Raw genomic sequence first — 24,684 nt, forward strand, 5'->3', positions numbered from 1 at the left:
GCGCCGGTGCAGGCCGTCGCTTCCCAGCCCACCCGCGCCGCCGGCGCGACCACTCCCGCGCTGTCCGACGCGCACCGCGACGGCCGCCGCGTGCAGATCGCGCTCCTGCTCGTCGTCCTCTACGGCATCTTCCGCAACGGCGCGACCGGCCTCGACGCGGCCGCCTGGACGATCACGCTCGCGGCCCTCCTCGGGCTCGCGGTCGTGGCGGTCTCGCTGCGTCCCGGCGGCCCGCGACCGCGCACCGCGCGCGGCGGGCGCGTCGGCCTCGCGCTGCTCGCCGCGTTCGCGCTGTGGAGCGGCCTGACGTTCCTGTGGACCGTCGAGCCGTCCGGCACCTGGCGCGAGCTCAACCGGGCGGTGCTCTACGCGATCGTCGCCGCCACCGCGATGGCGGCCGCGTCCCTCGCCGGGGACCGCGCGATCGAGCGCACCGCGCTCGGCCTGCTCGCCGTCGCGACGCTGACCGCGCTGTGGGCGATCGCCGGGAAGCTCATCCCCGGGGTCACGCTGTTCGGGCTCGTCGACCTCGACCACACCCGCGACCTCGCCCGCCTGCGCGCGCCGCTGGGCTACTGGAACGCGCTGGCGCTCATCTGCGTGCTCGGCATCCCGATCGGGCTGCGGCTCACGACCGACCGGGCGCGCAGCCCGCGCGTGCGACTCGGGGCGCTCGCCATCCTCTTCCTGCTCGCCACGACGCAGCTGATGACGTACTCGCGCGGCGGGATCCTCGCGCTCGTCGTCTCGATCGGACTGCTCACCGCGCTCGGCCCGCACCGCCTGCGCACCCTCATCGTCGTCGCGGTCGTCGCCGCCTGCGCCGCCCCCGGACTCGTCTACGCGTTCGAGACCGACGCGCTCGTCGGCAACGGCGTCCCGCTCGACACGCGCGAGAGCGCCGGGCTGAAGCTCCTCGCGATCCTCGTGCCGTGCCTGCTCGCACTGCTCGCGATCGGCTGGGGGCTGCTGCGCTCGGAGGACCGCGTGCGCTGGACCGCCGCGCAGAGCCGCCGGGTCTGGCGCATCGTCGGGGTGCTCGCCGTGTCCGCCGCGTTCGTCGGCGCGTGCGTCGCGATGGCCGAGCACGGCGGCCCGCGCGGCGCGCTCGACTGGGCGACCTCGTCGTTCACCGAGGAGGCCAAGGACGAGCAGTTCGACCCCAGCCGCGTCGTCACCGCGAACTCCGGCAACCGCTGGACATGGTGGAAGGAGGCCGCGGGTGGCTTGCGCGACCGGCCGCTCGGCGGCTGGGGCGCCGGCTCGTTCCCCGTCGTCCACAAGCTCTACCGCGACGACCAGCTGAGCGTCGTGCAGCCGCACTCCGTGCCGCTGCAGTTCCTCGTCGAGACCGGCGTCGTCGGTGGGCTGCTCGCGCTCGGGGCGATCTTCACCCTGCTCGGCGTCGGGTACCTTCGCGTGCGCGACATGCGCCCCGGCCGGGAGCGGGAGCTCGGCGTGACCCTGCTCGCCGCCGGCGTGGCCTGGACCGTGCACGGCATCTTCGACTGGGACTGGTCGCTGCCCGGCGCGACGCTCCCGATGATGGTCGCGATGGGCACGCTCGTCGCGCTGCCCGCGCGCGCCGTGCCTCCGCGCGAGCGCAGCGTCGAGGCGCTGCTCGGCTCCTCCGCGTCCCCTGGCCGCTGGGGCCTCGTCGCGCTCGCCGCCCTGCTGGCGGCGGCGGCGATCGGATCGGCGCAGCTCCCCGCGCGCGCCGAGAGCGTCGCCGCGGAGGCCGAGACGATCGCCGGCGACCGGCAGGACCCGGTCGCGCTCGAGCAGGCCGCCGCCCGCGCCGACCTCGCCGCACGCCTCGATCCCGTGTCGGTGCGGCCGCTGTTCGTGGCGGCCGCGATCGCGCAGGGCCGCGGCCGGCTGATCGAGGCGCGCCGGCTGCTGCTCGACGCGGTCGACCGCCAGCCCTACAGCGCGGAGGCCTGGTACCGCCTGGCGCTCGTCGCGCTCGCGCTCGCCGACTTCGAGGGCTTCCAGGACGCCGCCACCCGCGCGCTGCGCAACGACCCGTCCAGCGGGACGGCGCTCGGGCTCGCGCGGCGCGCCGAGCTCGCGCGCACCCCGACGTCCGCGTCCGCGACCGCGACCGGCACGCCGCTCGCCGCCGCCGGCGCGGTGGCGCCCGTGGGCGTCGCCCCGGCGCCGACCGACCCGACCGGCGCCGCCGCGCCGACCGGTGCGGCCGGTGTCGCGCCGACCCCGGTCCCGACGCCGACGCCGGCGCCGACCGTGACCCCGGACGCGGTCGCGACGCCGGGCCTGCCCGCCTCGCCGTAGCCGGACCGGCGGGTCCGCCGGTCGGGCGGACGCCGGTCCCCGGGGCCGCTCAGGAGTCGGGCGCGACGAGGATCGGGACGATCCCCTTCAGCAGCGCGTAGCCCGCGCCGATCGCCACGAGGACGAGCAGGACGCCGATCACCCGCTCGCTCGGCAGCCACCGCGACGTCGCCGTGCGCGTCGCCGGCCGCCGGCGCTGCGGGCGCTGCGCGCGGCGTCCCCGGCCCGGGCGCGCGTTGTCGCGCAGCGCGAGCAGCTCGGCCCGCCGCGCCGCGCTGATCTGGACCGGGGCGGCCACCGGGGCCTGCGCCTCGTCGTCCTCCGGGAAGACGAGCTCCTCCTCCAGCTCCGCGTCGGCCGCGCCGAGCGCGTCCTGCTCGAGCGTCGGCCCGTCCACGTCAAGGTCGCCGTCCCCGTCGCCGTGGGGGAAGAGCTCCTCCTTGGACGGGACCGGCTTGCCGGCGCGGCGGGCCGCGCGACGGGCGTGCTTGGCGGCCTTCTTCTGGCGCTTGCGCTCCTGGGCGGCGGCCTGCTCGCGCGCCCGCTCGGCCCGCTCGCGCGCCTCCTCCTCGCGGGCGAGCTCCTCCTCCGCGAGCTCGGCACGCTCCTGCGCGTCCCGCTCGGCCTGCTCGAGCTCGGCGGCGTGCGCCTGCACGGCCGCGAGCTCCGCGTCGGCCGCCGCCTGCCGCTCCGCCTCCACGCGCGCCGTCTCGGCGGCGGCGAGCGCCTGCTCCTGCGCCGCGTCGCGCGCCTCCTGGGCCTGCTGCTCGGCGACCTCGCGCTCCTGGGCCTGCCGGTCGGCGAGCTCCTGGGCGGCCTGGGCCTGCTGCTTGGCCAGCGCGCGCTCGTGCGCCTCGCGCTCCGCGGCCTCGCGCGCGGCCTGCGCCTCCTGCTCGGCGAGCTCGCGCTCACGCGCCTCCCGCTCGGCCTCGAGCTGCGCGGCGCGCGCCTCCCGCTCCGCCGCGGCGCGCTCCTGCGCCGCCGCGGCCGCCTGCGCCTCCGCCTCCGCCGCCGCGGCCCGGGCGATCTCCGCGGCCGCGGCCGCCTCGTCGGAGGCCGCCGACAGCTCCTCGACCCGTGCCTCGAGCACCGCGCGCGCCGCCGCCTCCGCGTCGGCGCGGCCCGCCTGCTCGCGCGCCGCCTCCAGGGCCGCCTCGAGCTCCTGCTCGGTGCTCTCGCGCGCCCGCAGCTCGACCTCGGCCCGCTCCTGCGCCGCGAGCGCGGCGGCCTGCGCGGCCTCCAGGGCGCGCGCGACCCGGTCGCGCTCCTGCGCCGCCGCGGTCGCCTGCGCCTCGGTCTGCTCGACGAGCGCCTGGACCTCGCCGGCCTCGCGGTCCGCGGCGTCGGCGTCCTGCTCGGCCTGCAGGCGCAGCTCGGCCTGCTCGCGCGCCCGCCGCTCGGCGTCGGCGGCCTCGTCACGGGCAGCGCGCGCCGCGACCTCGAGCTGCTCGACCCGCTCCAGCGCGGCCGCCGTCTCCGCGTTCGCGGCGGCCACCGCGGCCTCGAGCTCCTCGATCTGCCGGTCGGCGAGCTCCTGCGCCTCGGTCCGGGCCGCGAGCGCCGCCGCCTCGGTCTCCTGCACGCGCCGCTCGGCCGCGGCGAGCGCCTCGGTCGCGCGGCCCAGCTCGGCCGCGAGCGTCTCGGCCGCCTCGTCGGACTCCTCGCGCACGGCGACGAGGTCGGACTCGAGCGCCGCCGCCGTCTCCCGCTGGCGCGTGGCGGTCTCGCGCAGCTGCTCGACCTCCGCGCTCAGCGCGGCGATCCGCTCCTGGGCCTCGCGCTCCTGCGCCGCCGCGGTCGCCTGCGCCTCGGCGAGCTGGCCGGACACGTCGGCGACGTGCTCGGCGTCCGCGCGCGCCTGCTCGTCGCGGGCGCGACCGGTCGCCTCCAGCTGCTCCTCGAGCGCCTGGATCCGGGCGCGCGCCTCGTCGAGCTCGCGGGCACGGTCGGCGGCCTCCTGCTCGGTCGCCGCGACGACCGCGGTCGTCCGCTCCACCTCGGCGACCGCCTCCGTGCGGGCCTGGCGCGCGGCGTCGGCGGCCTGCTCCAGCTCGTCGACGCGGGCCTGCAGCGGCGCGACCTGCGCGGCCTGCGGCTCGAGCTCGGCGACCCGGGCCTCCAGCGGGGACAGCTCGTCCAGCCGCGCGCGGAGCGCCGGCAGCGCCAGCGCGTCGGGCTCCAGCTGCTCGATCCGCCGCTCGGCGTCGGCCGCGCGGGCGGTCGCCGCGGCGAGCGCGGTGCGCGCGTCCTCGAGCTCGGCCTGCACGGCGCCCGCGCGGAGCGCGTCGGGGCGCAGCGTCTCGACCTGGGCGACGAGCTCGTCGACGCGCCGCCCGGCCTCCTGGGCGCGCCGCTCGGCCTCGTCCAGCGCGGTCCGGGCCAGCGTGAGGTCCTCGCGCGTGGCGTCGACCTCCTGTGCCGCCTCGCGCTCGCGCGCCTGCAGCGAGGCGCGCGTCGCCTCGAGCTCGGCCCGCAGGGCGGTCCGCTCACCGGTCGCCGCGTCGAGTGCCGTGCGCAGCTCGGTCGCCTGCGCCTGGGCGGCGTCGAGCGCCTCGCGGACGGTCGCCGCCTCGCCGCCGGCGGTGTCGAGCTGGGCTCGCAGCTCGGCGGCCCGTCCGTCGGCCGCCTCGAGCCGGGCGCGCAGCTCGGTCGTCTCCGCGGTCGAGCGCTCGAGCGTCTCCCGCGCGGTCGCGGCGTCCGCGGTCGCCGCGTCCAGGCGCCCGCGCAGCTCGGTCGCCTGCACGTCCGCGGCGTCGAGCGCCTCGCGGACCTCGGCGGTCTGCGCCGTCGCGGCGTCGCGCTGCTCGCGCACGGCCCGCGACTCGTCCTCCAGCGCGGCGAGCCGCGCGCGCGCCTCCTGCAGCTCGGCCGCGGTCGCGGCGGCCTGCTCCTGCGCCGCACGCAGCTCCTCCTGGGCGGCCTCGGTCTCGGCGCGGGCCGCGGCGAGGTCCGCGTCGGTCTCCTGCGCGTCGCTGCGGACCTCGTCCGCGCGGCGCTCGGCGTCCTGCGCGGCCTGCCGGGCGGCGGCGAGGTCGGCGCGCGCCGCCTCCTCGCGCTCGCGCGCCTCGCGGGCCTGCTGCTGCGCGGCCGCGGTCTCCTCCTGGGCGCGGGCGAGGTCGGTCGCGGAGACCTCCGCGGCCTCGCGCGCGGCCTGCGCCTCCGAGTCCGCCTCCTGCGCCCGGGCGAGCGCCGCGGCCGCCTCGAGCGTCGCGCTCTCCGCGGCGGCGCGCGCGTCGGCCAGCGACGCGTCGCGCTCCGCCACCGTGCGGGTCAGGGCGTCGCGCTCGGTCCGCAGCTCCTCGAGCTCCGCGGTCAGCTGCTCGCGCTCGTCCCCGAGATCGTCCAGGCGCGCCACGGCCTGCTCGCGTGCGCGGTCGAGCTCCGCCGCCCGCGCCTGCGCGGCCTCCTGCGCCTCGCGCAGCGCCGCCACCTGCGCGTCGCGGTCCGCGGTCAGCTCCGCGACCGCCGCCTCCGCCGTGGCGAGGCGGGCCGTCAGCCCGTCGCGCTCCGCGGTCGTCGCCTCCTGCTGGGCGGCGAGCGCCTCCTGCGCCTCGCGGGCCTCCGTCGCGCGCGCGTCGAGGGCGGCGCGCACGCGGTCGTGCTCATCGCGCAGGGTCGCGAGCTCGCCGGTCGCGCGGTCGTGCTCCTCGCGCAGGTCGGTCAGCTGCGCCAGCGCGGCCGCCTCCTGGTCCCGCAGGTCGGCCAGCTCCGCGTCGGCGGTCGCGATCCGCTCCTGTGCCCCGTCGCGCTCCTCGCGCGCCCGGGCGAGCGCCTCCTGCGCGGACCGCAGCTCGTCGGTGAGCTCCTGCAGCCGCGCGGAGGAGGCCTCACGCTCGGCCGCGAGCGCGGCAAGCTCCGTTGCGGTCCGGTCCCGCTCCCCGGAGACCGCGACCAGCCGTGCCTGCAGCTCCTCGCTGCGCGCTCCCAGCTCCTGCTCCAGCGCGGCGCGCGCGTCGGCCGCCTCGGTCGCGAGCCGTTCCGCCGCGACGCGGCGATCCGCCTCCTCCACGGCGCGCTGCTCGGCCGCCCGGAGGCGCTCCTCCGCCTCCTGGGCCTGTGCGATCGCCGCGGTCGCCCGCTCGGTGGCCAGCGCCGCCTCGCGCTCGGCCTCGCGGGCCTCCTCGCGCGCGTCCTGCGCGCCGACCCGCAGCTCCTGGGCCTCCTCGAGCGCCTGCGCCGCCCGCTCCTGCGCGGCCTCGCGCGCGGCGGTCTCGTCGTCCAGGCGCTCCCCGGCGTCCTGCGCGGCCGACCGGGCGGCCTGGAGCGCCGACCGCGCCTCCTCGAGCTCCCCGGTCAGCCGGGCGACCTGCGCCTGGAGGGCGGGCACGGCCTCGCCGCGCTCCTGCGCCTCCTGCGCGGCGGTCCGGGCGGCGGCGAGCGCCGTCTCGGCGTCGTCGGAGCGGGACTGCAGGGTCGCGAGGCGGTCCTGCGCCTCGGTCAGCTGCCGCTGCAGCGACTCGCGCAGGTCCCCGGCCCCGACGAGCTCGCCGGTCAGGTCGCGGATCTGGGCCTGGGCGTCGGCGAGCTCGCGCGTCGCGGTCGCCGCGCGCTCGCGCAGCTGCTCCGCGGAGGTCCGCTCCGCCGCCAGCGCACCCTCGAGATCGCGCGCCTGGGAGACCGCGCTCTCCGCCTCGCGCGCGGCCTGCTCGGCCCGCTCGGTCGAGCTCGCCAGCGACGCCTCGGCCTCGTCGGCGCGCTGCTCGAGCTCCTCGACGCGGCGCAGCAGCTCGACCTCGCGCTCGGCCAGGCCGTCCGCCTCCGCCGCGCGCTCCCGCAGCCCCGCGATGCTCTCCTGCGCCTCGCGGGCGTCGCGCTCGGCACGCTCGGCCCGGATCTCCGCCTCGGCGGCCCGCTCGGCCGCCTCCTCGGCGGCCTGCTCCAGCTGGGCGGCCCGATCGCGCGCGTCGGTGGTCCGCTGCTCGAGCGCCAGCAGCCGGCTCTGCGCCTCCGCGACCTGCGCGTCGAGCACCGTCGCCCGCTGCGCCTGGGCGGCCGCCTTCTCCCGCAGCTCGGTCTGCGCGGCGTTCGCGCCCTCGAGATCCCGGGCCAGCGAGGTCGCCTGCCGATCGAGCTCGGCGGCGCGCCGCTCGGCCTGCTCGGCGCGCTCCGTCAGCTGGGCGGCGACCGACCGGGCGAGCTGCGCCTCCTCGTCCAGGGCGGCGGACCGGGCCTCGGAGCGCTCCGCGCGCGCGACGGCCTCCTGGGCGGCGCGGGCGGCCTGCTCCTCCAGACGGGCCGCGCGACCGCGCTCCTGCTCGAGCGCCGCGCGGACCTCGGCGAGGGTCGTCTCGAGCTCCTGCGCCTGCGCGGTGCGCTCGCGCGCCTCGTCGCCGAGCGCCGCCAGGCGCTGCTCCGCGTCGCGGGCGCGGGACGCCGCCGCGTCCAGCTCCTGGGCCAGCCGGGTCGCCGACGCCGCGTCCTCCTCGCGGCGGGCGAGCGAGTCCTCGAGCTGGGCGATCTGCTCGGCGGTGACCGCCGCGCGCTCCGCGGCCTCCCGCGCGCGGGCCTGCTCGCCCTCCTGCGAGCGCGCGAGCTCGGCCCGGAGCGCGCGCAGCTCGTCCCCGCGCGCGACGACCTGCGCCTCGAGCTCCTGCACCCGCGTCGCCGTCTCGCCCGAGCGCTCCAGGGCCTCCGCCAGCTGCTCCTCCAGCGCGCGGGCACGCTCCTGCGCGGTGAGCGCCTGCTCCCGTGACCGGGCGGCGAGCTCCTCGGCGTCCTCGAGCGCCGCGACCCGCTCCCGGGCCCCTGCCAGCTCGACCTGCAGCTCGCGCAGCTCGGCCTGCACGCGGTGCGCGGTCGCCTCCGCCTCCTGCCGGGCCCCGCCCTGCGCACGCAGCCGCTCGCGCGCCTCGTCGAGCTCGGCGGCCGCCGCCTCGGCCGCGGTGCGGCGCAGCCGCTCCTGGTCCAGGGCCGCCTGTAGCGCCTCGGTGCGCGCCGCCTGCGCGCGCGTCTCCTCGAGCTCGCGCTCCAGCGCGGCGACCGCCTGCTGCGTCCGGGTCGCGGTCTCGTCGGCCTCGGCCGCCCGCTGCTGCGCGGTCTGCGCGGCGCGCTGCAGCTCCTCCAGGCGGCGCTGCGCCTCGTCGGCGCGCGCGTCGGCCGCCTGCCGGGCCTCGTGCGTGGCGGCGAGCCGGCCCTCCAGGGACCGCTGCGCGTCGTCGCGACGACGCAGCTCGGTCGCGGCGGCCGCCGCCTCCTCGCGGGCGCGGGCGGCCTCCTCGATCGCCTCGCGCGCCCGCTCGGCGAGCCGCTCGTTCTCGGTCTGCGTGCCCTCGGCCTCCGCCAGCGCCTCCGTCGCGGTCTCGCGCGCGCGCAGGGCCTCCGCCTCCGCGGCGGCCGCCTCCTGTCGGGCGAGCTCGCGGGCGCTCGTCGCAGCGGCGGTCGCCTCCGCGGCGGCCCGGCGCTCGCGCTCCAGCGCGTCCTGCGCGGCCGCGCGCGCCTGCTCGAGCTCCTCCCGGACGGCGGCGACCTGCGCGAGCGCGTCGGCGGCCTCCTGCTCCTTCGCCGCGAGCGCGTCGGCGAGGCGCTGCTGGGCGACCCGCACCTCCTCCTCGCGGGCCTGCTGCTCCTCCAGCGTGCGCGCGACCTGCTGCTCGCGCGCGCTCGCCTCCTCGGCGGCGCGCGCCTGGGCCTGCGCCGCGACCCGCGCGCGGGCCGCCTCGTCCTCGATCTCGGCGAGCTCGCGCTCCGCCCGCGCCCGCTCCTGCTCGCGCGCCGCCTCGACCTCGGCCGCCGCCCGCGCCACCAGGGCGCTCACCTCGGCCTGGCCCGCCTCGCGCACCCGGGCGATCTCCTGGTCCAGCGCCAGACGCGTCGACTGCGCCTGCCGCTGCACGCGCGCCGATGCGTCCTCCACCCGTCGCCGCGCCTCGCGCTCCTCCGCGGCGGTCCGCTCGGCGTCCTCCCGGGCACGCTGCAGCTGCTCCAGCCGCTCCTGCGCGTCGCGCAGCGCCTGGCGGCGCTCCTCCGCGGTCCGCTCCGCCTCCTCGCGGCGCCGGCGCTCGTCGCGCAGGGCCGACCGCAGACCGCCCTGCTCGCCGTCGGCCGGTGCGCTCGCGCGCTCGCCGCGGGCCGCCGGGCGCGGCAGGTCGACGAGCACGCCGCGCCCCGCGTCCAGCGCGTACGCCAGCCGGCCGCTGGCCAGCAGCTGGGCGGGCGCGGAGAACGCCGCCCGCCAGAACGGGCCGTCCGGGGCCGCGAGCGGCGCCACGTCGTCCGGGCCGGGGAGCGTCGCGAGGCGGTGACTGCGCCGCCCGTCGTCGATCACGAGGACCGGCGGGGAGAGCCGCTCACGGCCGTCGGCGCGCCAGCGCCCGGCGATCCGCAGCAGGACGGTGTCCGCCCCGGCGGCGACGTGCTCGAAGGTCTCGACCTCGAAGGCGGGGTGGCGTGGGCTCATGACGACGCGCCCGATCCGTCGGGCGAGGACGTGAGTCTAGGCGCGCGGACGGTCACGTCCGCAGGTCCGCCAGCGCGTCGAGGGCGGCGGCGAGCACCGCGTCGGGTCCCGCGGTCGCGTCGAGCACCCGGAAGCGTTCGGGCTCCGCGGCCGCGAGACCGTCGTACGCGGCCGCGATCGTCGCGAAGAAGTCGTCCCCCTCGCGCTCCAGCCGGTCGGCCTCCTCGCCGCGCACGCCCTGGCGCGCCCGGCCCGTCACCGCGTCCAGCCGCAGCAGCAGCGTGCGGTCCGGGGCCAGCCCACCGGTCGCCAGCGCGTTCACCGCCCGCACCGTGTCGACCCCCAGGCCACGACCGGCGCCCTGGTAGGCCAGCGAGGAGTCGACGAACCGGTCGAGCAGCACCCAGCGGCCCTCGTCGAGCAGCGGCCGCAGCCGCTCGGCGACCAGCTGGGCGCGCGCCGCCGCGTAGATCAGCGCCTCGGCCGCCGGATCGACCCGCAGCTCCGGGTCCTTCACGACCGTGCGCAGCCGCTCGCTCAGCGCCACCCCGCCGGGCTCGCGCAGCAGCACCACCGGCGTGCCCGCGCGCGCGAGCGACGCCTCGAGGGCGGCGGCGAGGGTCGACTTGCCCGCCCCGTCGATCCCCTCGATCGTGATGAGGCGTCCGGCCATCGTCCCGGAACCTACCGGCGTGACGGGCCTCGCGGGTCCCGGTCGACTCTCACGTTCGGTGCGTCGACTACCCTCGCGAGCCGTGTCCCTCCCGTCGCTCGAGCAGCACCCGCACGCGCAGGCCGTCCTCGGCCCCGCGCTCACCGGCGGACGGGCGTCGCACGCCTACCTCTTCCACGGGCCGCCCGGCGCCGGCAAGCGCGACGCCGCGCTCGGCCTCGCCGCGGCGCTGATCGCCGACGGGTCCCCCGACGCGGCCGGGGCCGCGCGCCGCGTGCGCGAGGGCGTGCACCCGGACTTCACGCACGTGCGCCCCAGCGGCGCCGGGGCGATGATCAAGGAGGACATCGAGGAGCCCGTCGTCATGGGCGCGACGCGCACGCCGTTCGAGGCGCGACGCCGCGTCTTCCTGCTCGAGCAGGCGGACACGATGAACGACACGGTCGCCAACCGGCTGCTCAAGACGCTCGAGGAGCCGCCGGACTACGTGCACCTGATCCTCGTCACCGACCGCTTCGGCGACGTGCTGCCGACGATCGTCTCGCGCTGCCAGCCGGTCCGCTTCGAGGCGCCGACGCCGCAGCAGCTGCGCGACGTCCTCGGCCGGGCGGGAGCGAGCCCGGAGGTCGCGGACGCCTGCGCCCGGCTCGGGCTCGGGGACGCGGAGCGCGCCCGGCGGCTCGCGCTCGGCGACGGGCCGGCACTGCGCCACGGGGCCGAGCGGCTCGCCCGCGCGATCGTCCGCGGCGAGCTCGTCGACCGGCCCTGGGAGGGCGTCCTGAAGGTCATGGGCGACCGCGCGCACGCCGAGTACGACGCCCGCATCGCCGCCACGGAGGAGGCGGTCGCGCTGCTCCCCAAGAAGGAGCAGAAGCGCGCGCAGAAGGAGGGGGAGACCGCGGCCAAGCGGATGATGCGCCGGACGATGAACGAGGCGCTCGACCACGGCCTGCAGCTCACCGGCCTGTGGTTCCGCGACCTCGCGTGCGTCGTCGACGGGGTCCCCGAGCTCGCGCACAACGCCGACCGTCGCGCCGAGCTGACCGCCGACGCGGAGCTCGTGCCGGACGCCCGCGCGCTGCGGGACGCGGTGGCGCTGGTCGACGAGACCCGCGCGCGGTTCCAACTGAACGTGACCGAGGAGCTCGCGCTCGAGGCACTCGCCTCCCGCGTCGAGCGCCGCCTGGCCGCCGTCCGCGACGCGTAGCGACCGGGCCTGGCGCCGGGCCGGTCTCCGGACGGTCACCGCGGGGTCACAGCCGCTTCACGCGATCCCCGCGCACGCAGGGGAATCTCGGGGCCATGACGGTCCGTCACGCGGTCTCCGGACTCCTCGTTCTCGCGGCGGCCGGCGCGGTCGCGACGCTCTGCGTGCAGCGCTCGGACGAGCTCGCGGACGCCCTGCGGGCCGTCACCCCGCTGACGTTCGCGGGGCTCGTGGCGCTGCACCTCGCCACGCTCGTCGCGCGGTCCGAGGCGTGGCGGCTGTCGCTCGGCGCGGTGGACGCGCGCGCGGTCGCGCGCCGCGACGTGTACGGCGCCAACGCGGGCGCCTTCCTGGCCGGGTCGCTGCAGGCGCACGTCGGGCTGCCCGTCCGCGTCGCGCTGCTGCGCCGCCTCAGCGGCGGCCGGGCGCCCCGGCCCGCGCAGATCGCGGTCGCCGACGTGCCGATCTTCGTCCTGGAGGTGGCGGGCGCCTGCCTGCTCCTCGTCGCCGCCGTCGTGCTCGCGGGCGGCGCCTGGTGGGTGGCGCCGGGAGCGCTCGCGCTCGGGGTCGGCCTGCCGCTGGCGGGCCGCGCGCTGCTGCTGCGGTTCGGGGCGACGCGCCCGTGCACGCGCGGCCTCGCGGTCCTCGGCGAGCCGGGGCTGCGCGGTCGGCTCGCGGCCATCGTCGGCGTGATCTGCGCCCTCGGCGCCGTCCGCGCCGGCGTCGCCCTCTGGGCGGTCGGGCTGCCGCACGGCCTCGCGGAGGTCGCGCAGCTGTTCGCGGCGCTCGGGGTGCTCGGCCTGCTGCCGCTGGGACCGAGCGCGTCCCCGGCCGCCACGGTCGCGACCGCCGGCGCGGGGGCGGGGACCGCGGCGGTCACGGGCGCGCTCGCGGCGGGCCTCGTGATCAGCGCGACGTCGATCGCCGCGGTGCTGCTCTACGCGCTGCTCGTCGGGGCCGTCGTGGCGCTACGGGCGCACCGGCGGGATCTCGCCGATCGGGCCGAGCCGCGGCGCGCGCCCGTGCAGGCCGAACGCGCGGAAGGTGTGGAAGCGCGCGTGGTCGGGGCCGTGGAAGTCCGCGGAGCCGGTGGTCAGCAGGTCGAGGCCCGCGCAGTGGTCGACGATGAGCCGCGTCTGCTCGGGGGTGTGCGTGACGTAGAACGCCTCGACGCCGTCGAGTCCCGCGGCGGCGAACCGGTCGATCGCCCCGAGGACCTCGTCGGGGTCCGACAGGTCCCAGAACGGGTGCGCCCACACGGCCAGGCCGCCGGCCTCGTGGATGATCTCGATGCAGCCCTCGACGGTTGGGGCGGCCCGGGGACGGAACGCGGCCCCGCCCGGGATCAGGTAGCGCACGAGCACGGCGTCGGCGATCTGCATGACCGTGTCCCCCGGCCGGGCGAGACCCTCCGCCGCCAGGCGCTTCGCGTTGCCGGGGTGCGACGCGACCGCGCGCGCCAGGTGCGGCCGCCCGACCGCCCCGCCGGCGGCGCGGCGGGCCGCCAGCTCCGTGCGGTCCACGATCAGGCCCTCCTGCTCGAGCGCGTCCGCCATCCGCGCGGCCCGCGTGCCCCGGTCCGCCCGGCAGAGCCCGAGCACCTCGAGGAGCCGCGGTGAGTGGTGGTCGACGCAGTAGGCGAGCATGTGCAGGTCGTCGTGCTCGCCGTCCAGGACGCTGATCTCGACCGCCGGGACGATCCGCACCCCGTGCTCGCGGCCGGCGGCGATCGCCTCGTCGACGCCCTCGACCGTGTCGTGGTCGGAGAGCGCGAGCAGCTCGACGCCGGCGGCGGCGGCGCGCGCGACGACCTCGCGCGGGGGCAGGGCCCCGTCCGAGCAGGTCGAGTGCGACTGCAGGTCGAACGTGGGCGCCTCGGGCGGCGGGACGGCCATCCCGGGACCCTACCCGGCGCCCGGACGCCTGCACCTGCCGCTCACAGCTCGACGCGCGAGCCGACGATCACCGTGCGGTCGCGGGGCAGCCGGAAGTACTCGGCGGCGTCCGCGGTCATCCGGGCCGTGGCGAGGAACAGGCGCGTGCGCAGACGGCCGAGCGGATGCGCGCTGCCCCAGCGCAGGTCGACGGTCGACAGGTAGAAGGAGACCTTCGCGTCCGGGGCCGCGAGGACGGGCAGGCCGGTCTCGAGCTCGTCGAGCCGGCGCAGGAGCGCGGGCACGTCGGCGTCGTCGCGGTATCCCAGCCGCACCGACAGGTGCCAGATCCCGTCGTCGGCGTGCCCGAGGTCGTCGAGCGCGATCCGCTCCCCGGGCGGCACGTGCGGCACCGGGAGCGTCTCGATCGACGTGATCACGACGACCTGCGGCAGCACGCCGAGGTGCTCGACGGTCGCGCGCAACGCCAGCGGCGCCCGGTCCTTCGTGCGGTTGAGGAAGACCGCGCTGCCGGGGACGCGCGGCAGCGCCCGGCCGGGCGCGTGGAGCTCCGCCACGAGGTCGGTCAGCGGTCCCTCCGCCCGCTCGCGCTGGGCGGTCACCAGCCGCCGTCCCTGCTGCCAGGTGGTGAGGACGACGAACGTGACCGTCGCGATCAGCAGCGGCAGCCAGGCGCCGTGCGGGATCTTCGTCGTGTTCGCGGCGAGGAACAGCAGGTCGAGCGTGATCAGCGCGCCGCCGACCGGCAGGACGAACCACCAGGAGCGCCGCCACAGCCGCCGGGCGAGCGCGAAGTACATGATCGTCGTGATCGTGATCGTGCCGGTCACCGCCATGCCGAACGCGAACGCGAGGCTCGCCGAGGTCCGGAACGTCAGCACGAGCGCGAGCACCGCCACCATCAGCGTCCAGTTGACCCACGGCACGTACACCTGCCCGACGGTGTCGCTGCTGGTGTGCAGGATCCGCAGCCGCGGCAGGTACCCGAGCTGCGCGGCCTGGCGGGCGACGGAGAACGCGCCGGTGATGACGGCCTGGGAGGCGATGACCGTGGCGGCGGTCGCCAGCACGATCATCGGCCAGCGCGCCCAGTCGGGCACGAGCAGGAAGAACGGGGCGGACGTCGCGCCGGGGTCCTCGAGGATCAGCGCGCCCTGCCCCAGGTAGCTGAGGACGCAGGCGGGGAAGACGACCGCGAACCAGGCGCGGACGATCGGGCGGCGCCCGAAGTGCCCCATGTCCGCGTAGAGCGCCTCCGCGCCGGTGACCGCGAGCACGACGGCCGCAAGGGCGAAGAACGCGCTGGACGGGTTCGCGGTGGCGAAGTCGAGCGCGTAGGTGGGAGAGAGCGCGCGCAGGATGTCGGGGTGGTCGGCGATCCCGCCGATCCCGCAGGCGCCGATCGCCAGGAACCAGACGAGCATCACCGGCCCGAACAGCCGGCCGACGGAGTGGGTGCCGAGTCGCTAGGCGAGGAACAGCGCGACGATGATCCCAGCGGCCACCGGCACGATCAGCGACTCGAGCGACGGGGCGGCGACCTTCACCCCCTCCACGGAGGAGAGGACCGAGATCGCCGGCGTGATCATGCTGTCGCCGAGGAAGAGCGCCGCCCCGAAGACGCCGAGCCCGGCGAGGACGGTGGCGGCCCGCCGGGCGGTCCGGCCGTCGCCGGCGGCGCGGCGGCGCAGCAGCGTCAGCAGGGCCATGATGCCGCCCTCGCCGTCGTTGTCCGCGCGCATGACGAGCGCCACGTAGGTGACGCTGACGATCAGGACGACCGACCAGAAGATCATCGACACGACCCCGAAGACGCTCTGCGTCGAGACCGCCACGGGGTGCGGGTCGTCGGGGTTGAAGACCGTCTGCATCGTGTAGAGCGGGCTGGTGCCGAGGTCGCCGAAGACCACGCCGAGGGCCCCGAGGACCAGGGCGCTGCGGCCGGCGGTGCGCGCGGCGGGGGCGCGCAGGGCCGGGGCCTGGATGGCGGTGGCGGCAGCAGGGGGGACCATGCGACCCATGCTGCGCCCGCGTCCGTGAAGCCGACGTGCAGATCGGTCGGCCCGCCGTCAAGAAGCCGTGAAGCCCGGCGCGGCTCAGGCGGCGGCCGCGCCGGCGGCGGCCTCGGCGGCCGTCTCGGCGTCGCTGCGCGCCGGCCGGCCGCCGTGGAACACGGTCAGCGCGACGCCGAGTAGCGCCCAGACGGCGAGGACGGCGATCGGCCCGCCGATCCGCGCGCCGTCGAACGCGGTGACGCCGCGCAGCAGGTCCATGCCCGCCCCGGGCGGCAGCAGCCCGCCGATCGCGCTCCAGAAGTCCGGGAGCAGCGGCCGCGCGTACGGCCCGCCCGCCGCCGGATTGCCGAGGATCACGAACAGGAGGATCACCAGTCCGGTGCCGGCCGGGCCGGCGAGCGCCTGCAGCCCGACCGTCGCCGCGCCGGACGCGCCGATCACGAGAATGCCCGCCGCCCACGTCGCGAGCAGGTCGGTGTCGAGCACCCCGAAGCTCCAGCGCGCGATCAGCACCGTGAGCAGGCTGCCGAGCGTCGCGAACGCGAGCACCCCGAGCAGCCGGTCGACCGCCAGCCGCCGCGTCGAGCTGCGCGGCCCCGCCAGCAGCCCGAGGACCGTCGCGGCGAAGTACCCACCGAACACCCAGGCGACGACGAGGTAGAAGAGCGTCGTGCCGTTGGGATCCCAGTCGGGCAGCGGTGCCACGTCCTGGACCGCCGCGGCGGGGAGCGCCTGCGCGGCCAGCGCCCGACCGAGCGTCAGCTCCAGCGCCGTGGCCGTCGCGCGGTTGGCCGCGGACGCGACGTACAGGCGGTTCGCGCCCGCGTCGTACGCGCCGTAGACCTCGCGGTCGCGCACGAGCGCCAGCGCAGCGGCGCGATCCCGCGCCACGCGGACGTCCAGTGGCGAGCCCGGCAGCGCGTCGAGGCGGTCGGCGAGCTGCGTCGCCCGGCCCTCCGGCGCCACCACCGCGAACGGCACGTCGCGCGGCGACGGGTCGTGGAACGCCCCGATGTACGACGTCGAGAACGCCGTCATCAGCACCAGCGCCGCCACCAGCAGCAGCACCGCACGGCGCCGCGTGTCCCCCGAGCCGATCATGCCCGCAACCCTCCCACACCGTCGGCGGGCACCGCAGCGGAGGTGTCGCTAGGATTCAGCGCCCCCTGCCGCCGTAGCTCAGCTGGTAGAGCACTTCACTCGTAATGAAGGGGTCAGCGGTTCGAATCCGCTCGGCGGCTCTGGCAAGTTCGCTGCAAACCACGAGATTTGCGAGCTAGCCCCCACCCGGGACCGATGGTCGTGTCCCGGATATGTCCCGAACCTCGCCGCCGTACCGCATGGCTCGCCGCGCAGACGAGCCCCAACTCCTGCCTTTCATCGGCCCGCCGAGCGGCCACATCTTCTGCGTCCAGCGCCAGTCCGGACCGGTCTGGTTCGCGAAGTACCGCACCGGCACCGGCAGGCAGATCCAGAAGAAAATTGGGCCCGCCTGGACCCGACGCGGGACCCCACCGGCGGGATACGTGAACCAAGCCGGCGCGCAACGCTGGCTCGAGGCCACGCTCGAGCAGATTCGCGTCCGGACGCTGCCGCCGCTGGCCGGGACACCTGCGCGGTTCGAGACCGCGGCGGCGGAGTGGCTGCGCCACATCGAGCACGACCGCCGCCGCAAGCCGACGACGATCCGCGGGTATCGGATGGCGCTGGACACGCACCTGCTTCCGCGGTTCGGCGGGCTGCTGCTGACCGAGATCACGACGGAGGAGATCGAGCGGTGGGTCGCCGGCCTGGACCGCACCGCGGCGACGAGGGTGAAGCTGATCGTCTGCCTCAGCGGTATCTACCACCGCGCCCGCCGGGTCTGGGGTATCACCTACGACCCCGTCGACGACGTCCAGCGCCCGCCGCTGAAGCCGACCTACGACCTGCTCGTCTATTCCACCGACGATATCCACCGGCTCGTCGCGGCGGCAGCGAGCCAGCGCGACGCCGCGATCTACCTCACCGCGGCCTTCACCGGTCTGCGGATGGGCGAGTTGCTCGCGCTCGAGTGGCGGGACGTGGACTTCGATCGGTGTGTCGTTCGCGTGCGCGGGTCGTGGTCGGGTACTGAGCTCACCGTCCCGAAGTCGGGGAAGGTCCGCTCCGTCCCCCTCGCGACGCAGGTCGCCGGGGCATTGGCGAGCCTCGCTTGCGACGAGCGGACCGGGCTCGTCTTCCCAGGGCGCAACGGACATCTCGATCGTCGCGCGCTACGCCGCCGCTTCCACCTCGCCCAGGAAGCCGCCGGCCTACGCCGCTTGCGATTCCACGACCTGCGCCACTCGTTCGCGACCACGATGGTCGGCCACACCAGCATCGTCCGCGTGCAGGAATGGATGGGCCACAGCGACCTCCACAGCACCCTGCGCTACCTCCACTACACCCCGCGGAGCGATGACGCACATCTCGTTGCGCGCGCATTCTCCTAGCGCCTGTCGCCTCGGGCGCGGAACGATCTGCCGGTGCCCTCGGCGTCGGCAGATCTGGAGGCTCCACTGACGCTCGGACACGGCACACGGCTGCCCTAATGCCCGCCGGCAACTCCACACTCGCGGCCGCAGCGTTGCACGAAGTCCTGCTAACGCCCGTCAGAGCAGACCGATGTGACGCGCGCGAGGAGTGTGATGGTTCAGCCGCACGGTTCGACGGCCGCGAACGCGTCGAGGTCCGTTACGGTGATGCCGATGCGGCGGAGCATCTCGCCGGAGACCTCGCGCGGCTGCATGTCTGACGGCATCCGCTTCGGCGGGCTGTAGGTCGGCGCCCAGAAGGCGAGTGCGCCCCAAGTCTGCTCGCGGTAGCGCTTGAACGTCTCGTCGGTCGAGAGCGCGTGGCCGCCGCGGCGCGCGAGCTCCTCGGCGTAGAGCGCGACGAGGTCGTGCTCCCACGCGCGCCGGTCATCCGGCAGAAGCGTCGTCGAGAGCGCGTACGCGAGGTCGCGTGCGCCGTCACCGCCGACGACCGCCTGCCAGTCGCAGAGCCCGAGGGCGCCGTTGGACGCCCGGTACCAGTTGCCCAGGTGGACGTCGTTGTGAAGCGCGGTGAGCGGTCGGTCGGCGTGCCGCGCGATCGATGTCGTCACCGCCCGCCACGTCCGCTTCGGATCGGCGCGCAGTTCGGCCGGCAGGAGATCGCCGCACTCACGCAGGCAGCGCGTGAAGGCCTCCTCGATGTTCGCGAGGGCGAAGGCGTCCTTCCAGAGGTCGACGTAGCTCTTGATCCCGGCGGAGATCGGTCGGTGCGCGAACGTGCCGTGGAGCGTGGCGAGCGTGCGGACGAGGCTTTCGGCCTCCGGCCGGTACAGCGCGTCGGCGGGGCCGAGGAACGTGGCGCCACGAGTCGCGACGAGGTCCTCGAGCACGAGGGCGCTGGCCATCCGGCGCGTGTCGAGCGCAGCGTGGTAGCAGTGGGGAGCCTCGAGGTCGAGGTGCTCGCGCATGTCGAGGTAGAAGCGTGCCTCGGCTGGGCCGGTGATCGCCTGCGTGATCCGCTGCAGCAGTGACGGGTTCGACTTCGTGAAGACCGTCTCCGGTAGCCCCGCGGCGGCGCCTTCGTAGTGCAGGCGCAGGCGCCGCCGGCTGGTTGTCCCGGAGTGTCCGTCGAGCGGCTCGACGTCCACCACTCGAACGTCCGGGCGACCCTCGCAGATCGCGGCGGTCAGCCAGGCGGGTGTCAGGTCCTCGACGTGGGTCGGGACGCGAGCGGGGTCGTCGCTCCGCACCGCCCGGAGCCGCTCGACGGTGTGCAGCGCCGCCAACCGCGTGACCGTCCCGGCCGCGCGAGCGCGAGTCGCCAAGGCGCTCACTCGGTATCGGTCGTCGCTGTGGTCGCGGCCCGGTGGTCGAAGGTGAAGCGCAACATCGCGAGCGGGATCAGCGCGTTCATGGCGGCGGCGATCAGTCCGAGTGGGAGGAACACGGCAGTCGGCCATTCGGCGTGCAGCGCGAGGTAGGCCGGCCAGGTGCAAAGCAGCGCCACGGCGTAGTAGCAGCCGGGGATCACGGGGAGGAACAGGAGTGACCGCCAGCCCCTCAGGTACGGGGCGGCGAGGGTGAAGATCGACGCCATGAAGACGTAGAGGAAGCAGTTCTGGACCGCGCTGGTGAGGGGCAGGCCGAAGATGCGGGTGGGGTTGTCGCCGTAGTAGTGGAAGACGTCGGCCTGGATGGCCATGATCTCGAGCGGCCAGTCGATGACGCCGGCGACGACGGCGACGACGACGATGTCCCGGTAGGACCGCCCGTTGACGATCATCCGGTGGATGAACCAGGTGAAGAGCGAGAACATCGCTCCGATGCCGAGGGCGCTCACGGGGATGACGCGGCCGGCGAGTGTGAAGAGCTCGGCGGGTGCGTCGTCGGCGTACTGGAAGCCGAGAATCTGGTCGATGAACGGCTCGTTGGGCAGCCAGATGGTGGCGCTGACGAGCAGGAGGATCGGGAGGTGCGAGCGCAGTGTCACGGCCTCGCGGATCGCGATGATCACCGAGGCCGCCACCATCACGAACGTCGCGCCGGCGAAGATCCAGAAGACCGTGTCGTTGGACCCGGTGAGCGGGCCGGCGGGGTCGAGGAATCCGGAAGACGTACTGAGCATCACGCGGCCTCGAACGCGGCCCGCACCACAGTGTCGGCGAGCTGGTCGACCGTTGCTTCGGTCGGCGCGCCGAAGGCGCCCCGCGGGGTGAGGAAGAACGACCAGCTGAGCCGGACGACAACCTCGGACTTGCGTCGTGCGACCTCGGCGCCGAGCGTCTCGCCCGGATCGATGAACTCGGTGACGATGTCCGTGAGGGTCGAGAGCATCGAGGTGCCCTCGGTCGTCAGATACGGCACGACGGCTGAGGGCTCGTGCTCGAGGAGCTCCGAGACGAGCGGATGGCGGTGGGCCGTCACCAGCCCGACCGAGAACGCGGCGACGGCCCGGTCGGCGGGGTCGGTCACCCCGGCCGTCGAGCGCTCGAGCGTCGCGTAGAAGCGGAGGACCTCGCGCACGAGGATCCGCTGCAGCAGCTCGTCCTTGCCACCGAGCTTGCGGTAGGCGGTCGGCCGGGAGACGCCGGCCTTGCGGGCGATGTCGGCGAGCGAGGTCCGGGCGACGCCGTAGCGGACGAGCTCCTCGACGGCGACGTCCAGCAGGCGGTCGAGGTCGGGGTCGGCCGCGTCCGGGGCGGGGATCTCGTCGCCGACGAGCCGCAGGAGGGCCGGCGTCGGGACCGGGTAAAGAGGATCCGAATGCATGAGACGACGAGACGATAACGTCTCAACGTCTCACTGGCAAGTCAGCGTGCCGGAGCCTTGGCGGGGTTGCCCGCGGCGAGCAGGAAGCCGGAGGCGATCGCGATCGCCTCGCCCCGTTCGAGCTCGAGGTCGCCCACCTGCCAGGCCACCAGCAGGTCGGCGAGGCCGCCGACGGCCGCGAGTGCGCGCGCTCTGATCTCGGTCGGGGTCGCGCCGTCGATCTCCCAGAAGACCGCAGCGTGCTCCTCGAAGGCGACCGCGAGCCGGTGTGCGGTGGCCGCGCGGCCTCGCATGACGGTCTCGTCGGTCCGAAAGTCGCGGGCGACCAGGCTCAGCCGTTCGTCGTCGAGCATCAGCTCGACCAGCTTGGTGACGACGGTCCGTGCGCGGCTCTCCGGGGTATTGGCCTCCAGGGCGGCCTCGATGATCGCCGTCACCCCGCTCTGTGCAATGCCGGCGAAGATCGCGTCCAGGAGCGTCGTTCGATCCTTGAAGGACTCATAGAAGTACCGCTCGCTGAGGCCGGCGGCCTGGCAGACGCCGGTCACCGTGAGCTTGGCCGCGCCGCGGTCGAGAACGATGTCGAGCCCGGCTGACAGGAGTCGCTCTCGACGTTCCGCCTTGCGTTCCTCGCCGCTCTTGCCGCCATACCGGCGCTGCTTGGTCGTCACCGTGCGGAGTCTCGCAGGCAGGCTTGGTATCTGACAAGAGGCTTTCTTGACATCTGAAAAGGTCCCTGTCAGTCTCGCGCCTCGCCATGAGCTCAGACATTGATCGCGGAGTCCAGCTGCCGGGCGAGGACCAGATCCCGCTGGCACCCGTGCTGTCCTCCAACGACACCGGCGCCCTGCTCATCGTGATCCTGCTCTACGTCGGATTCGCCACCGTCGTGATCTGGGCGCTCTACAAGTGGTTCCGCCACCGCGAGGTCCTGCCCTGCGTCCTGCTCGTCGCCGGCGTCATCGCCGCGAACATCGAGCCGCTCGGCGACCACGTCGGGCTGATCGTCTACGCCCCCGACATCCACTGGTTCGACTACTGGCTGATGGGACGTCAGATGCCGTCCTTCATCCTCGTCGCCGAGTGCTCCTACGTCGCCTTCGGCTGCTACTACGCCTACCGACTCATCGAGCAGGGCGCGTCCTTCGCGCGACTCACGTTTATCTCCGCCGTGCTCGTCGGGATCCCCGAGATCATCGTCGAGGTCCTCTGGCACGAGTGGGGGATCATCCGCTACTACGGCGACAACGCGACCCGGATCTTCGGGATCCCGCTCTACTCGATCGTCCAGAACTCGACGCTGCTGCCGTTCTACGGCGTCGTCACCTGGCTCGGGGCCACCTATCTGAAGGGCTGGAACATCCTCTGGCTCTGGCTGGCCATCCCCACCGCGACCATCGGCTACGTCGTCGGCGTCTCCTGGCCCGTGTACATCACGATCCAGTCCTCCGCGCCCGCGCTCGTGACCTGGGCGGCCGCGATCGTCGTGATGGTCACCTCCGTCGCTGTCACCTACGCCGCCCTGCAGTACCCCGAGATCCGCGAGCGCCGCGAACGCGCCGCCCGCGGGTCAGATCCGGGCATCCCCGATATGCCGGTCGCCGTCGCGGCCGGTGCCTGAGCAGAGGAGACCACCATGGCGACCTCGATCACCACCGACGCGACCATCTCCGCACCGCTTCCGCCCGGGCCCAGCGGTCCGGCCGCGGTGTCCGCCCTCGCGCGGCTCGGCCGCGACCCGTGGTTCGAGCCGATCCGGCTGCTCGAGGAGTACGGCGACGTCGTCCGCGTCCCCATGCCGTTCACCGAGCTGATCCTGCTCGGCCACCGCGACCACATCGCGCACGTGAACCTCAAGGCCGCCGCGAAGTACCAGCGCGCGCCGATGGTCACCGAGACCATGCGCGCCCAAGGCTCCCCGCACCACGCGTCGTGGTTCGACCACGACGACGACGAGTGGGCCCGCGGCCGCGAGCTGCTGCAGCCCCACTTCACGCAGAAGGCGCTCGCCGCGCTTGGCGAGCTGTTCACCGAAGCCGTGATCGAGCACGTCGACGCGTGGGGTCACGCGGCCGACAGCGGGGAGACGCTCGACCTCGTCGAGCCGCTGAAGGAGCTCGCGCTGGCCGTGCTCTACAACGCGATGTTCTCCCGGCGCATCGCCCACGACGAGATGCCCGAGCTGCTGCACCACCTCGACGAGCGCATGCTCGCCACGACGGTGCGCACCGGGATGTTCGCGATGCCCGACCGGGTCCCGCGACCGTTCTCCCGCCGGGGCGCCCGGTCTGACGCCTGGCTGGACGACTACCTACGCGGCATCGTCGACGAGCGCCGCCGCAACCCGGTGGAGACGACGGACCTCCTGAACGTCCTGCTCGGCGCGGAGTACGCCGATGGCACGCCGCTCGAGGACCACAAGCTGCGCACCGAGATGCTGTTCCTCGTCATCGGTGGCCACGAGACGACCGCGGCGGCGCTCGCCTGGACGTTTGCGTTCCTCGGATCCCGCCCGGACCTCCAGGCTCGCGCCCGCGACGAGGTCGACCGACTGGACGGCCGCCGGCTCGGGCCGGCCGACCTCGCCGAGCTGCCGTTCATCACGGCCTGCTTCGACGAGGCCCAGCGGCTACAAGGCTCACTCGTCGTCAACCCCAAGCGCGCGCTCGTCGACGACGAGATCGGCGGGTACCGCATCCCCGCCGGGGCGACCGTCCTGCATTCGAACATCGCGCTGCACCGCGACCGCCGATTCTGGGGTGCCGACGCGGACAGCTACCGGCCCGACCGCTGGCTCGACGGCGACATCGACAACGGGGCCTTTCAGTCCTTCGGTCGCGGTCGCCGCATGTGCATGGGCAAGCGCTTCGCCTACATCGAAGCCGCCTTGACGATCGGCTCCGCGCTCCAGCGGTACACGTTCACCACGCCCGTCGGCTGGCAGCCGCGCCACGAGTACCGGATGTCGATGACCGTCAAGGGCGGCGTGCCGCTGAGCCTTCGGCGCCGTGCGTCAGGACAGGACTGACTCGCCCGTGAACACGGCGAACCGCGCACCGAGGCGGACGACATCGTCGCGCTCCAGCTTCGAGCGCCCGTCCGCCCAGTCGGCGATGAGATGCAGAATGCCCCCGGTCGTCAGCGTCGCGGCGAGCGGGACGCGAGCATGACCCGCCTTACCCGGCCAGAGCGCCTCGGGGTTCTCGGCCAGCAACTCGGTCATCCGCTCCGCCACGACCGCACGCATCCGCAGGACGACCTCGTCGTGGTCCCGCGCCATCTGCAGGCGGCGGGGGTCGGCGTCGATGGCCCCGAGCAGGGCATGCACCGCGGCGCGGGCTCGCTCCTCGGCGGTACCGTCCTGCTCCGTCGCCGCCGTGATGATCTGGGTGCTGACGGCCTCCGCCTGCTCGCGGACGATCGCCGTCAGCAGCGCGTCGCGATTGTCGAAGTGCTCGTAGAAGTACCGGGATGTGAGCTTCGCGGCAGCACAGACGCCGGTCACGGTGAGGGCCTCAGGGCCCTTCTCGGACAGCAGGGTGAAGCCGGCCTCGATCAGCCGGCGACGGCGCTGGCGCTGACGTTCCTCGACGGCCACGCCAGCGTAGGTGCGAGAAGGCACCTGGTCAGTGTCGCAGGCCGCGGGGCGGCATCGAATCCGGGCGCATGTCCTGCGCGCGCAAGTCGTCGCGCCCGTCCAGCTCGCCTGACAGCTTGCGTACCGGGGTGCCAGAGCGGGCTCGAAAGGTGTCGCTCAGCACCGCCTTGCGTTCCGGCTTCAAATCAGACTAGGCTCTAGTCAGTGTTGTCCGCGAGGCGCTCAGGAGAGGCCGCAGACGCCCGGGCCCGGGCGTCCAAGCCGTGTGCGCCGCGACGGGCCGGGCGGTCGTCGACATGGACCAAGGAAGTCGGCGGAGC

15 protein-coding genes, 1 tRNA gene and 1 pseudogene are annotated in these 24,684 nt (G+C 75.5%); 6 read left to right on the forward strand and 11 right to left on the reverse strand.

Annotated elements, in window-relative coordinates:
• Positions 1–6 precede the first annotated feature (6 nt).
• Positions 7–2,295: an O-antigen ligase family protein gene (locus C7Y72_RS24140; RefSeq protein ID WP_107568573.1), complete on the forward strand. Its 2,289-nt coding sequence runs from the start codon at positions 7–9 to the stop codon at positions 2,293–2,295.
• A gap of 49 nt (positions 2,296–2,344) precedes the next feature.
• Here C7Y72_RS24140 and C7Y72_RS09870 read toward each other — a convergent pair whose 3' ends face one another.
• Together C7Y72_RS09870 and tmk are read right to left on the reverse strand one after the other, a co-directional pair.
• On the reverse strand, positions 2,345–9,691 hold the full coding sequence (locus C7Y72_RS09870; RefSeq protein ID WP_107568574.1) for a coiled-coil domain-containing protein: 7,347 nt from the start codon (positions 9,689–9,691) through the stop codon (positions 2,345–2,347).
• Between the two features lie 52 nt (positions 9,692–9,743).
• The gene (gene tmk, locus C7Y72_RS09875; RefSeq protein WP_107568575.1) at positions 9,744–10,364 is read right to left on the reverse strand and encodes a dTMP kinase; all 621 of its coding nucleotides are present in this window, start codon (positions 10,362–10,364) and stop codon (positions 9,744–9,746) included.
• Between the two features lie 82 nt (positions 10,365–10,446).
• Between tmk and C7Y72_RS09880 the strand changes: the two genes are divergently transcribed.
• Positions 10,447–11,571, forward strand: coding sequence for a DNA polymerase III subunit delta' (locus tag C7Y72_RS09880; RefSeq protein ID WP_158276765.1), 1,125 nt, complete (start codon positions 10,447–10,449; stop codon positions 11,569–11,571).
• Between the two features lie 35 nt (positions 11,572–11,606).
• Here C7Y72_RS09880 and C7Y72_RS09885 read toward each other — a convergent pair whose 3' ends face one another.
• The 4 genes and pseudogenes from C7Y72_RS09885 to C7Y72_RS09900 all read right to left on the reverse strand — a co-directional run bounded on the left by C7Y72_RS09885 (position 11,607) and on the right by C7Y72_RS09900 (position 16,582).
• Positions 11,607–12,323 (reverse strand): hypothetical protein, encoded by a 717-nt coding sequence (locus tag C7Y72_RS09885; RefSeq protein ID WP_107568577.1) that lies wholly within the window; start codon positions 12,321–12,323, stop codon positions 11,607–11,609.
• A gap of 216 nt (positions 12,324–12,539) precedes the next feature.
• Entirely contained in the window at positions 12,540–13,466 is a 927-nt protein-coding gene (locus C7Y72_RS09890) for a PHP domain-containing protein (protein WP_107568578.1), read from the reverse strand.
• Between the two features lie 41 nt (positions 13,467–13,507).
• A pseudogene (locus tag C7Y72_RS09895) lies at positions 13,508–15,478 on the reverse strand (potassium transporter Kup).
• Positions 15,479–15,562: 84 nt separating this feature from the next.
• Positions 15,563–16,582, reverse strand: coding sequence for a DUF3533 domain-containing protein (locus C7Y72_RS09900; protein WP_107568579.1), 1,020 nt, complete (start codon positions 16,580–16,582; stop codon positions 15,563–15,565).
• 67 nt (positions 16,583–16,649) lie between these two features.
• On the opposite strand from C7Y72_RS09900, the gene C7Y72_RS09905 reads away from it, so the two are divergent.
• Both C7Y72_RS09905 and C7Y72_RS09910 read left to right on the forward strand, forming a co-directional pair.
• Positions 16,650–16,722, forward strand: a tRNA-Thr gene (locus C7Y72_RS09905).
• A 72-nt stretch (positions 16,723–16,794) separates the two neighbouring features.
• Complete coding sequence (locus tag C7Y72_RS09910; RefSeq protein ID WP_107568580.1) at positions 16,795–17,955, forward strand: tyrosine-type recombinase/integrase; 1,161 nt, start codon at positions 16,795–16,797, stop codon at positions 17,953–17,955.
• A gap of 200 nt (positions 17,956–18,155) precedes the next feature.
• Here the strand turns inward: C7Y72_RS09910 and C7Y72_RS09915 are convergent, their stop codons facing one another.
• From C7Y72_RS09915 to C7Y72_RS09925, 4 genes are read right to left on the reverse strand one after another with little or no spacing between them, the layout of a single operon-like run.
• The gene (locus C7Y72_RS09915) at positions 18,156–19,322 is read right to left on the reverse strand and encodes a phosphotransferase family protein (protein WP_158276766.1); all 1,167 of its coding nucleotides are present in this window, start codon (positions 19,320–19,322) and stop codon (positions 18,156–18,158) included.
• Positions 19,323–19,327: 5 nt separating this feature from the next.
• A complete protein-coding gene (locus C7Y72_RS23210) occupies positions 19,328–20,122 on the reverse strand; it encodes a hypothetical protein (protein ID WP_158276767.1) in 795 nt (264 codons plus the stop codon).
• The gene (locus C7Y72_RS09920) at positions 20,122–20,766 is read right to left on the reverse strand and encodes a TetR/AcrR family transcriptional regulator (RefSeq protein WP_107568582.1); all 645 of its coding nucleotides are present in this window, start codon (positions 20,764–20,766) and stop codon (positions 20,122–20,124) included. Before C7Y72_RS09920 ends, C7Y72_RS23210 begins: the two co-directional genes overlap by 1 nt.
• 41 nt (positions 20,767–20,807) lie before the next feature.
• A complete protein-coding gene (locus tag C7Y72_RS09925; RefSeq protein ID WP_107568583.1) occupies positions 20,808–21,437 on the reverse strand; it encodes a TetR/AcrR family transcriptional regulator in 630 nt (209 codons plus the stop codon).
• A gap of 86 nt (positions 21,438–21,523) precedes the next feature.
• Between C7Y72_RS09925 and C7Y72_RS09930 the strand changes: the two genes are divergently transcribed.
• A complete protein-coding gene (locus tag C7Y72_RS09930) occupies positions 21,524–22,387 on the forward strand; it encodes a hypothetical protein (protein WP_107568584.1) in 864 nt (287 codons plus the stop codon).
• A gap of 15 nt (positions 22,388–22,402) precedes the next feature.
• On the forward strand, positions 22,403–23,794 hold the full coding sequence (locus tag C7Y72_RS09935; RefSeq protein ID WP_107568585.1) for a cytochrome P450: 1,392 nt from the start codon (positions 22,403–22,405) through the stop codon (positions 23,792–23,794).
• On the opposite strand, the gene C7Y72_RS09940 is transcribed toward C7Y72_RS09935, so the two are convergent.
• On the reverse strand, positions 23,780–24,364 hold the full coding sequence (locus tag C7Y72_RS09940) for a TetR/AcrR family transcriptional regulator (protein WP_158276768.1): 585 nt from the start codon (positions 24,362–24,364) through the stop codon (positions 23,780–23,782). The two genes, C7Y72_RS09935 and C7Y72_RS09940, sit on opposite strands and share 15 nt — an antisense overlap.
• Positions 24,365–24,684 lie beyond the last annotated feature (320 nt).

This window comes from Paraconexibacter algicola, from assembly GCF_003044185.1.
Classification (GTDB): domain Bacteria; phylum Actinomycetota; class Thermoleophilia; order Solirubrobacterales; family Solirubrobacteraceae; genus Paraconexibacter; species Paraconexibacter algicola.